Source organism: bacterium 336/3, from assembly GCA_001281695.1.
GTDB lineage: Bacteria > Bacteroidota > Bacteroidia > Cytophagales > Thermonemataceae > Raineya.
Window position 1 is genome coordinate 1 of record LJIE01000010.1, and the last position, 11,283, is coordinate 11,283.

Sequence of the window (11,283 nt, forward strand, 5' to 3'; positions counted from 1 at the left end):
CAAAAGCGTTATCTATTTGCCTTATCTTTTTAGAAAAATAGTGGATAATCTCTCAAAATCGTGGGTGCTATTTGTCCTATTTTAATTTTTAAGTGTAGCAAAACCCTCCCACCTTTTTGCAAAAGCGTTATCTATTTGTCTTATTTTCCTGAAGATAGTGGATAATTTCTCAAAATCATGGGTGGTATTTGTCCTATTTTAATCTTCAAGTGTAGCAAAACCCTCTCACCTTTTTGCAAAAGCGTTATCTATTTGTCTTATTTTTCTACTTTGTTCTTGGCTTCTTCTCCTTTGTTTAGCCAAATTTTGTTATAATATGCCTTCTTATCTTTGATTTCTGCATTAAGTTGAGCCTTGTAAAATACTTTCATGATTTCTTTTACACCCTCTATGCCAATGTGAGGGGCATACTTTGTTATATGAACCTCTGAAATACCATAATTGAGTAAACCCTCCAGTATTCTTTTGTACTCGTCTGAAAACTGATACCAAGAAGCAGGTATTTTTTTAGGTGTTACCTTCTTGAGCTTAAACTCTAAGGCTACAATAGGCTTACGCCCTCTGCCTCTGTGATTAGCGTCTAAAATGGGTGCATAAGAAAATGCTACATCTGTTTTTTCTAACTCTGCCAAAGGTTCTGGAAGTGTTCTTTTTAACAAATCGTTTATATCAGGATATTTTTTTTCACAGTCCATGAGCTTGCGATACTCTTCAATGCTCACTATCCAAATACCTGTATCTTTAAAGGCTGATAGTATCTCAAAGAACCTCATAGAATACCAACTACTAAGGCTCATATACCATTTTATTTCATAGGTGGTGTAATGGCTCAATTCTAAAAAATATTCTCTTAGAAAGGGGTTTAAATGAATTTCTAAATTTCCATTTTCATACCGAAGGCTTACTACTACGTTATGCCTTTCAAAAGATTTTTTATCAATTCTTTCAAATAACCAAGATTGTTTAATCAAATCTTCTGATGCCTCCTTAATTCTTGTATAAATAGAGTTTTCGCTATCTGCATCAAAGATTATATCTGTTACTTTCATTTGATAGGCTTTCAAATCATCATCTTCTTCTTTAATCATAGAAAGTACATTCGCCATAATACGTTTGGCATACACCGAAATTCTTTTTTGTCTTGCAAACGTAATATTCCAATGCTGTTTGGCAAAGGCTTTAATTTCCTCCTTAGAATACACCACCACAGGAGTTAATACTTCTGCTTTCTTGCGTTTATCACTCATATTCAATGTTTTTTGCAAAAGTAATAAATAAACCGACAAATAAAAATAACAAGTCTTTTATTTACGTACAATTTGTCGGTTTATTAGTACCAAATGCGTACAATCTGTCGGTTTATTCCGTACAATCTGTCGGTTTATTAACCTTTACACCTTATTATATATACTATATAGTTTTTACTACTATAGTTAGGGCTTTGGTGAACAAAAAAAATGCTAATAATGTGGTGTCATTTTCGGGCTATTTGTCCTTTTATTCCTGATGTTCATAAAACGAACAAAATTTGAAATGAAACAAAAAAGTAGGGAGAATGAAACAAAACTAAAAAATGGATATGAAAAGAGAATGAAAAGAAATACTTTATAAAAGAAAGATAAGTCTTGCGGGACTTTGAAAATTAAAGCGAATAAATGTAATAAAAGCCCTCTAAATTTATTTTAGAGGGCTTTTTATGGCTAAAGGAAAAAATTACAAGTTTTTACTCTTAATAATTTTACTTTGGTAGGCTGTTTAGGGTGTTTTTGCTCGTAATCTATTAAATAGATGGTTTGAAAGCTATCTAAATAAGCTCTCTTTTGTTCTTGACTTTTGTATCTTAATAACTCACCTAATTGGTTTACATCCAAAGATACACTATTATATCCAGCAGGGTCTGTATAAGCAAATTCTTCTGAATCAATCACATAAAGTTTTTGTATTAATTTTCCAGAATGATTATTATTTGCATCTGTTACTTTTAAATAAAAATAACAAAATCTTGATTCTATGAAATCATTAGGCATTCTTACATCAGACATTCTGTAAGAATTAGCTCCATTTAAAACATTACTATATTTTAAAAATAATACATTAGGTGTATTGGGGGCAGGTAGTGGCATATTTTGTGCTATTCCTTGAAAGCATATTAAAAATGCTACGCTTAGTAAATAAATGGTCTTTTTCATATTACAATGCTATTTGTAGTTTAAATTTTATTTATAAGAATCTCTTACTTTAGAAAATCCTTGTGAAAATGTTTGTAAATCTGTAAGTGATAATGTATTAATTTTTGTAATATACATATATATCAATATGGATTTAGTTGGATGTTCTACTTGTACTAAATTGCCTCTAAAGAACGCCCTAAAATCATCATCTGTTATACTTGTATCATTTTTCGTTTTTCCTATACCACTATTATAAAATGCTTTAATAATACTTGCTGCTTTATCTACATCATATTCACTCATATATTCGTGCTGTATCATGTTATCATCTGGAACAAGCCCATGATGTGTTGTATCTGTGGCTGGTACAGCGTTATAATAAGTTTCTAAATTAGTTCTGGAGGTTGTCAGTTGCGTAGTGATGGTTGCATCAGGCTTGGCTAATTTAGCATGAAGACCCTCATGTGTAAGCATTTGAACAAAATCCACTATATTAAAACCACTCTTAAGCAAATTTAGTGCAACAGAAATTGTATTAGTATTTTTATTGAATTTAGCTCCTCTACCTGTATCATTAAAAGTAATCTTTAATTTATCTGTATTCGGTGATAAATAACCTTTGATAACATCTCTAAAATTAACATCATCAATCACAAATTTATAAGCTTTGAGAATAGTGCTATCTACTGCTACTGTATCACCTTGAGCATTTTTGTAATTAATTTCTATGTTTACACCATTGTAATCTAAAATAGTAGGAATAAAAGGCTGTTCTTGTCCATTATCTCCATTACTGCCACCACCGCCAGGAGGAGGGTTACTTGGGTCTGGAGGTGTCCAAGAACTACCACCACCATTAGGGCAGTTGTTTATAGGAGTTCCAAAACCTTGAAATGCACCAGGCATATCAGCACTACAAGGGGCAACGTCTTGGATATACTGAATATCAGAGCAACCAACTACTGCAATTAACTGATAACAGCCAGGGGAATCACTACTATTGCTACTTCCTCTATTATTTGCATTATTGTTGCCTCTACCTTTCCAAGAACCATTTTCAATTTGAGGTGTATATCCTGCATCAAATACCATTATTTTAGCGTCTGTTCTTGTTTGTATTTCTTCAAATACATTGGCAATAATCATATTTTTATTTTGAGCCACAGAACCAGCAAGAGTAACAAGCTCTACAATATTAGCTTTTACAATCTCATTTTGAGCATTTAATTCTACTCTTAACCTACGAATGTAATACAATTCGTTTGCATAACGAATTGTCATATTACGATATAGGGGTGTAATGAGTACTCTCTTGCCATTAGAAAGATTCACTTGTTCCGTTTTGTTCCAAATAGGTGTGAAGATTCTAAAAGGAGCATAAGCCCACAAATTTACTCGGTTGCCTCTTGCTCCAAGACTTACCTCTACTGTTTTGGTAAGGGCTACGCTTTGGACGTTTTCAAAATAAGTTTTGGCTTGTTCTATCAAATCAGGGTTGATAGCCGTTTTTTGTGGTGTGAGTTCTTGGGTTCGAGGTTTGCAACCCAAAAACATAGTCGTTAGCATTACAAATGCTAAAAAATGGTTTTTCATAAATAGGGGTTAAATAGTTTATAGTTTTAAGAGAAGCCTCAATAATATTGAGGCTAATGATTATAAAGGTTATTTTTGCAAAATATCCGCAAAGGTACAAAATAAATATCATGCCATAGATACACCTTACATGAATAATTTTTTAAGTTTTTGGAGGCATCAAAGCTGTTTACCTTGCACTCTATAAAAATATCTATCTACATCGTAAAATTAGGGTGCTTTGGTGTAACATTTTGTAACTTTTTTGGTAGTGTGGAGAGATACAGAAACGTATCTTAACGTACATATACGTACAATAACGTACTTTTAGTGTTTGTTCCAAGACGACTTGGAACAAGATGGAACAAAAAAGCCCCCACGTTTGGGGGCAGTATTTTTAGACAAAATACTTGAACACTATGTAAATGCTAAATAATAAAAAAATAGATTCAAATGCAAATAATAAAGCCCTACTTAGAAAATAGGGCTTTATTGCTTAAACTAAAATTATGAGTTTGAACTCATACACCATTTTAGAAAAGCTCTGTTCATGAAACAGAGCTTTTCTATTATTTTAAACTATAAAAACTTTTGTTTTAGTAACAAAAATTGCTTGTCAAATTTAGGCATTTTTTTGCCCTATAAGCAACTTTCTTTTTTTCGTCGTAAATCCGACACATCCGATAATAAAAAAAGAAATAAGCCCTATTTATGAGCTTATTTTGGCTTGTATTTTATTCGTAGGAGAAAAATAAAAAAGTTTTATATCATATTGGTTTTTAGAACTGTTTACAAATGTAAATTTGTATTTTTCTGATAGAGTTTACATTTGTAAACTTTTAATAAAGAACCCTTAAACAGAACTATTCATATTATTTTTTATTCAAAACATGAAAATCATATCTTTCTTTTTCTTGAGTTTTATATTGGCTCATTCTATAAAAGCTCAAATATGTTCCCAAATAGATTTTAACAAGGTATATGCTCAAACGACTCATGAAAAGAGTCCTTATTATTTTCCAAAGCTGTTAAAACGCTTTCAAGAAGTTGATACTACTCTTACAGATACAGAATATATGTATTTGTACTATGGCTATACTCGTTCCATTCATTACAGCCCCAACGATAATGAAGCTACAGAACTACGAAATTTGGCAGAAAGTAAAGAGTTAGAGGAGGCAAAAGAGAAAATTGAGAAATTAGACGAAAACAACCCAGTAAACATGAATTTGACTTATTCCAAAGGCTTAATAGCCTTTATGGAAAAGAACGATATAGATGCCAAACGCTTTTCAAGTCAAACAAAGGGTTTATTTAGAGCTATTATGCAAAGTGGTGATGGAAAATCTGAAGCAACAGCTTTTGTAATAACCTCCATTGAGGATGAATATTTTATACTCATTTTGTTTAAATGGAGGTTTACATCAAGGCAAACAACGTCTTGTTGTGATATATTTACTTTAGAGATGCCCAATAGTTTTAACAGCGAAAAAATATATTTCAACAAAGAAAAATCCAGTGAGTACATGAAATATTTGTTTAAAGATATATTAGGAAAATAAGGTACGAGTCCAGCTCGGACTACAACTAAAAACCTCCTGAACCACAAAAAATATCTAAAAGTAAAAGAGCCCTCATTTGAGGGCTCTTTCTAATAGTTCTTCTTCTTTTTTCCTTGATTTTTCCTTTTCTTTAAAGAATTTACAAGATTTTCCCAATGTCTGGTTAGCTCAATTTTGAGTCCGAAACCTGACCACGAGAGTAAAAAAGATCCTTTGCTCTTCTTCATGGCATTTTTAATTTTAAGGTTAAACATTAAATATTAAAAAGCCCCTTTGAGGATTCTCTTTGAATGGATTAGGAAATATAGTAAAATCAATTGAAAAAAACTTTTTGATTTTGTTTGTTTTTTCAAAGAATATATAGATTTTTACTAAGTAAATAGTTTATTTACTTACCACATAAAATTCCTGTTTCCTTCTAAAAAAGGAAATACCATTCAAAAAGCCCCCCTATGAATAGTTTGAGACGCTATATTTAGGGGCTTTTTATTGAAAGTAAAGTTATAATAATTATCTTTTTATTTTTCAAAAAATAATTAAAAATTTTAATTCAATAACCAAAAAAAGTTCTTAGTCATCAAAAAAACAAGAACCTAACACTGCTTTTTATTCCTTACACTTTAGTTCCTAACACTTCCTAACACCTGTGGTGCAATTTTATCAGGATTAAATGAGCAAATCAATTTTTCTCTCGATTTTCGTGTGTCAAAAAATGATACAAAATGTATCATCAGATTTCACGTTTCAAAATTCTTTATAAAAACAGCTAAAAACTAAAAGTAGGTAGAAAAAAAAGTCTGGATTTTTAAGCATTTTGTGTGTATTCTTGAACATTCACAAAATACTACTTAAAAACACCTAAAAACAAAAAATGTATTTTCTGAAAAATTCATCTTTTATTTCTTTAGCTTCTTCAGGGTTTACTTTGAATTGGTCAAAGTTTGCTCCTTGATTTTCTTTGTTTTGATCTACTTTATCATTTCCCATCTGGGCGTTTAAAAGGTTATTGTTTAAACTAAATGATGTTACAAAGTTGGGGCAAAAAACAGGGAGGGCAAAAAAAAACAAGAAAATCAATCCTTGTTTTGTAGCTATTTATCCTCATTTTGTAGTTCATAAGGATTTCTATTATTTATGGGTATTCCTAAATGTTTAGGAATACTCACCTTTTTTTGAACTTCTCGATTGCTCATCTTGAACCCTGAAAAAATTATCTGAAGCTGTAATTTTTCAGGGTTCAAAAATATTCTTGATTTTATTGAGTTTTTTAAACTAATCATTATTCTTAAATATGCGTTTCCTGCATTTCTACCGAATCCATCATTTTGATGGATTCGGTCAATTTGCTTGAATTGAGGTTTAATAAATTTGTAACAAATTCTTGACGTATTTTTTGGAAAAAATTAGGTTAGAGTAGATTCTTTTGCAAAATTCAGAAAAAAGCAACATTTAGGAACGCCTTAAAAAGCTTAAAAATGGACTTTTTACAAAAAACGTTAGTAATTTGTTACAATGTTCTGATTATTGTAACAAGAAATGAAAAGTGATACAAAAATAATCTACCTTTCTCATTTGAAAAATTGGAATCAATTTTGATGTTGCTTTGAACTCTCAAAAGATTTTTATTTTTTAATAGCCTATTTCTTTAAATAGGAGTCTTAAACTACAAAACTATATGGATATTAGAGCAAGAAAAGCTTTAAGTGAGTTTTTTATATCACTTGTATTGACAGCTATATTTGGCTATTTGATGTTTACTCTTGAGAAGAAAACTACTTGGCAAACTGTTTCGGCAGTTTTGGCTATACTTTTTGGTATAGGGCTGATTAAATCGACTTTTAAAGCTTTACCCTACTTAATAGGCTTTGTTATAGGAGGCTCTTTTACTTTAGTGGCAAAAGGAGTTGGGAAAGTTGCACAGACCGCAGGGAATGCAATGCTTAAAAAATCTATCAATAATGCCAATCATGAAAATACGATTGCCTTAGTGAGTGCCATAGACAATGTAAATGTTTATTTTGATGAGTTATATAGGCATTTTTTAGTCATAGCAGGAACAGGAGCAGGTAAAAGTGCCTCCGTAGTAAAACCTATGATTAAAGAATCCATTACCAAGAATTTTTCAGGTTTGATATTGGACTATAAATATCCAGAATTAGCCAATTATGTTTATTCTCATTATCAAAATCATAAATCAGGAGTTACACCTATTTTTGTTAATTTTGATGATTTAAGTAGGTCAGTTAGATTTAATCCATTAGCCAATAGTGTTAAAAATAGTTCTTTTGCCAGGGAATTAGCCACCTCCATAGTAGAAAATTTAAGCAATGGAGATTCTAATAATAAAAATGAGTTTTTTGTTAAAAGTGCAGAAAGCTTGTTAGCAGGGATTATTTACTTTTTGGCTAAAAAACACCCCCAACACTTGAGCATACCCCATGCGGTGGCATTAAGCTTACAACCCATTGAAAAGGTAGTAGAATTAATTTCTACTGATTTTGAAGTTTCTGCAATGGTTGCATCTATCAAAACAGCGATAGACAATCAAGCAGGTAAACAGCTTGCAGGAGTAGTTTCAACTCTCCAAGATGGATTAAGCAGATTAGCCACACCAAATATTTTTTGGGTATTAAGTGCAGAAGAGGTGCATATAGACATAAATAATCCTGATGCCCCTCAAATGTTAGTTTTAGGTAATAATGCTTTATTATCCACCACCTACGCACCTATTTTATCTTTGATATTAGTTTCTTCACTTCAAAAAATGAACGTACCAGGCAAACATAAAAGTATGGTTATTCTTGATGAAGCCCAAACGACAAAAATTCCAAAGTTGGAACAAATTTTAGCAGTTTGTAGGAGTAATAAAATATCTATATCATTCATTACACAAGATTTGAGCCAAATAGAAGATGTTTATGGTCATGTTAAAAAAGATGTGCTCTTAGGGAATTTTAGTAATATGCTTTTTGGGAAAACCAACCATTTAAAAACGGCTGAATATGTTTCTGATTTAGTAGGGAAGGGCGATATAGTGATGGAGAATAAAAATGTAGGTTATTCTATGGGTGAGCAGGGGCATATCACAGAAACAGAAACTAAAACCTATTCAAGTCAGGAAAGGACCTTATTAAAACCGCAACAAATCATGGGTTTTGGTGAGGGTGTATTTATCAATTTTAGACCAAACTACCAACCATTTACTACTCAGTATAAACCAGCACAAGAAGTAGCAGATAGTTTACCAGCTTTTCGACAAATTTCAAACCAAGAAATAGAAGATAATTATAACCAGATATTCACAGATATTGGGTCTTTAATGGTGAATATTGGTAAAAAGACTATCTAATTTTAAAATATGCGTTTCCTGCATTTCAACCAAAGTACCCAAAATGGGACTTTCGGTCAGTTTGCTTGAAATAGGGTTTAAGAAAAAGGAGGTAACTCCTTTTTTTAGTTTCCTTTCTTTTTCAAAAGGTCAATTAAAATTTGAACAACTTGGAGGAATAGTCCAATAATAATTAGTATTGTTTCCATATGATTTATGATATTTATCTATCTATAAATAGTAGGAGAGTTTTATGTATTTGTTAAAATTTAATTTTAAGCAAGCAGAAACCGTACTATGTACGGTTCTGCTTGCTCTGCGAGGCTAAAAGCAATAAAAAGGGAGAAAAATATTTTAAAAAATTTGTAAGTAATTGAAAATTAAATTATAATTGTAGAAAAAAAAGAGAAATATGAGTTTAAAAACTATCAAAGTAGGAGAAAGCAGTAAAACAGATTTAGAAAAAATCTGTAAAGATTTTGACTTGAATATTGGCGAAGCTGTGGAAGCGATGATAGCCTATTTCAAGAAGACGAAACAGAACCCGACCGACCAAACGAATTTTATAGAAGAGTTCAAGAAGCTGAAAAACCAATTGATTAGTTTTATCAAAACCCAAGAACAAGAAAAGTTAAATCCAATCTTGGAAGGTTTGGTAGCCGTTCTTCAGAGGTTAGAAAATACAGGGACAGATAAATTACTTGATTACTTCAAACAAGATGGATTGCATTGGATACGCTTAGACAAACGTTTGGAAGCACGTTTTGAGAAATCCTTAAAACCTTTTGAGGAAATGTTTACAAGAATAGTCGAGAACTATGGAAAACAAAAGGAAGCTCAAGAAGGGGTTTTAAAGGCACTACAAGACACGCAAACTAAAGAATCGAGTATGAGAGCTAAAAAACTTTTTAAGCGATTACAAGAAGATTTAGCTACTAAAAAGAACGGTTTGGGGTTTCATAGTAACGTTGATGACATCTTAAAAATATATTCTAAACAATTTGAAGATTTATAGTCATGTACATAAAAATTCAAACAAGCCCCCTTTCAAGTGGCAATACAGGAAGTTGTAAATCCCTAGTTCAGTATCTGGAGAAAGAAAACGAACAGAAATTGTATGATAAGGAATTTTTCTTTTCCCAAAGCAAAGAATGTGTTTTGAGCCATGAGGTAATCCAACAAATAGATAGTAATAAACAGGGTTTAAGAAAAGATGAAGCTAAATTTTATTCCATAGTCATAGCACCCAGCGAAAAAGAATTAGAGCATATAGGCAATAGTCAGGAAGCTTTGAAGATCTATACCCGTTCAGTCATGGAAGCTTATGCAGAGAATTTTAATAAAGGGCTAAAGGGAGAAAATTTATTGTGGTTTGCAAAAATAGAACATGAAAGAGCATATAAAGGGTTAGATGAAATCCCTGAAGATAAGAAACAAGGTGATTTAAAAGAAGGACTCCAAACTCATATTCATGTGGTAGTTAGCAGAAAAACAGAAGATAAGAAAGTAAAGATAAGCCCCTTGGCTCATCAAAGAGGAACAGAAATTACAACAGGTAAAGGGCAAAAAGTTACAGCAGGATTTGACAGAGAGAATTTTAAGCAACGTTGTGAAAATATATTTGATGATAACTTTTCCTACAATCGCCCCGAAAACGAAAAATTAGCCTATTACAAGGCATCAGAGATTGAAAAGTTGCAAATGCTTCATGAAGAAGAAAAAATGTCTTATAAGCAAAAAGAAATGAGTTTTGAGGCAATTATCGAATACCAAAGAAACCAAGAGAAGACCAAAGAGCAAACCCAAAAGAACCAAATTGAATTATGAATTTCCTACGATTAACCCATGCAGGTAAACCCAGACTCATAGCCATCACAGAGATAGCTTCGATGAAAATTTCAGAAAAGAATGAATCTAAAAGTGAAATTTATTTGCGATACCTTAATAATTGGGTAGAATTTGATATACTCTATCAAACATTGGAGCTCATGATGGAAAAATTTGTTTTGAATAAAGAAAGCCTAAATAATGATTTATAATTTTCAAACTTTAACCGCCCAGAAGGGATATTTTATGTTTAATTTCTTTAAAAAGAAAAATGAGAAAGCTTCAGAAGTCAATTTAGAGTCTGTTTTAGAAGGCTTAAACTTTGAGAACTTTAAAGATTATGTATCTCAAAACTACTGGTCAATACAGACAAAAGCTTGTGGAGAGTATGGAGAGGGAAACACAAGTAATTTGAATAAGCTTGAGGAAGCCTATTTAATTCTAAAACCTCTAATGATTGAAAAAGAGAGAATAGAATATGAAAACTATTTTTCTTCAAAACAAAAAATGTATATGAGCTGCTGCTCTGTTATTTTGAATCATATTGATAAAACAAAGGTAGTAAAACATGGAGCAAACTTTGTGAAAGCTCAAAACCTAATATATTCAGTTTAAAATGAAAAGCCCTTTAATAAGGGCTTTTTGATGTTTCATAAGTAAATTTATGACATTTTTCCCTAAAATATCAAATGACTTGCGACAGATTTCCCTAAAAATATTGAATGACTTTTTCACTTTATATTTTAAAGTGAGGCAAATCTCTACTACCTTTTTGCAAAAGCGTTATCTATTTGCCTTATCTTTTTAGAAAAATAGTGGATAA

Annotated in this window: 10 protein-coding genes and 1 pseudogene; 6 read left to right on the plus strand and 5 right to left on the minus strand. The window is 31.4% G+C overall.

Features of this window, described 5'->3' with window-relative positions:
- Positions 1–257: 257 nt before the first annotated feature.
- The 3 genes from AD998_21845 to AD998_21855 form a co-directional block, all read right to left on the minus strand.
- Positions 258–1,247, minus strand: coding sequence for a hypothetical protein (locus AD998_21845; protein ID KOY84271.1), 990 nt, complete (start codon positions 1,245–1,247; stop codon positions 258–260).
- Between the two features lie 453 nt (positions 1,248–1,700).
- Positions 1,701–2,189: a hypothetical protein gene (locus AD998_21850; protein ID KOY84272.1), complete on the minus strand. Its 489-nt coding sequence runs from the start codon at positions 2,187–2,189 to the stop codon at positions 1,701–1,703.
- Positions 2,190–2,216: 27 nt separating this feature from the next.
- Positions 2,217–3,725 (minus strand): hypothetical protein, encoded by a 1,509-nt coding sequence (locus tag AD998_21855; protein KOY84273.1) that lies wholly within the window; start codon positions 3,723–3,725, stop codon positions 2,217–2,219.
- 908 nt (positions 3,726–4,633) lie between these two features.
- Between AD998_21855 and AD998_21860 the strand changes: the two genes are divergently transcribed.
- Positions 4,634–5,305: a hypothetical protein gene (locus AD998_21860; protein ID KOY84274.1), complete on the plus strand. Its 672-nt coding sequence runs from the start codon at positions 4,634–4,636 to the stop codon at positions 5,303–5,305.
- An 858-nt stretch (positions 5,306–6,163) separates the two neighbouring features.
- Here the strand turns inward: AD998_21860 and AD998_21865 are convergent.
- Together AD998_21865 and AD998_21870 are read right to left on the minus strand one after the other, a co-directional pair.
- The gene (locus AD998_21865) at positions 6,164–6,373 is read right to left on the minus strand and encodes a hypothetical protein (protein ID KOY84275.1); all 210 of its coding nucleotides are present in this window, start codon (positions 6,371–6,373) and stop codon (positions 6,164–6,166) included.
- Between the two features lie 23 nt (positions 6,374–6,396).
- Positions 6,397–6,585, minus strand: a complete 189-nt coding sequence (locus tag AD998_21870) for a hypothetical protein (protein ID KOY84276.1) — start codon at positions 6,583–6,585, stop codon at positions 6,397–6,399.
- A gap of 395 nt (positions 6,586–6,980) precedes the next feature.
- Between AD998_21870 and AD998_21875 the strand changes: the two genes are divergently transcribed.
- The 5 genes and pseudogenes from AD998_21875 to AD998_21895 all read left to right on the plus strand — a co-directional run bounded on the left by AD998_21875 (position 6,981) and on the right by AD998_21895 (position 11,075).
- On the plus strand, positions 6,981–8,654 hold the full coding sequence (locus AD998_21875; protein ID KOY84277.1) for a hypothetical protein: 1,674 nt from the start codon (positions 6,981–6,983) through the stop codon (positions 8,652–8,654).
- 391 nt (positions 8,655–9,045) lie between these two features.
- Positions 9,046–9,648 (plus strand): hypothetical protein, encoded by a 603-nt coding sequence (locus AD998_21880; GenBank protein ID KOY84278.1) that lies wholly within the window; start codon positions 9,046–9,048, stop codon positions 9,646–9,648.
- 2 nt (positions 9,649–9,650) lie between these two features.
- A pseudogene (locus tag AD998_21885) lies at positions 9,651–10,280 on the plus strand (hypothetical protein).
- 176 nt (positions 10,281–10,456) lie between these two features.
- Positions 10,457–10,672: a hypothetical protein gene (locus AD998_21890; GenBank protein KOY84279.1), complete on the plus strand. Its 216-nt coding sequence runs from the start codon at positions 10,457–10,459 to the stop codon at positions 10,670–10,672.
- Positions 10,662–11,075, plus strand: coding sequence for a hypothetical protein (locus AD998_21895; GenBank protein ID KOY84280.1), 414 nt, complete (start codon positions 10,662–10,664; stop codon positions 11,073–11,075). Before AD998_21890 ends, AD998_21895 begins: the two co-directional genes overlap by 11 nt.
- The last annotated feature ends 208 nt before the right edge of the window (positions 11,076–11,283 follow it).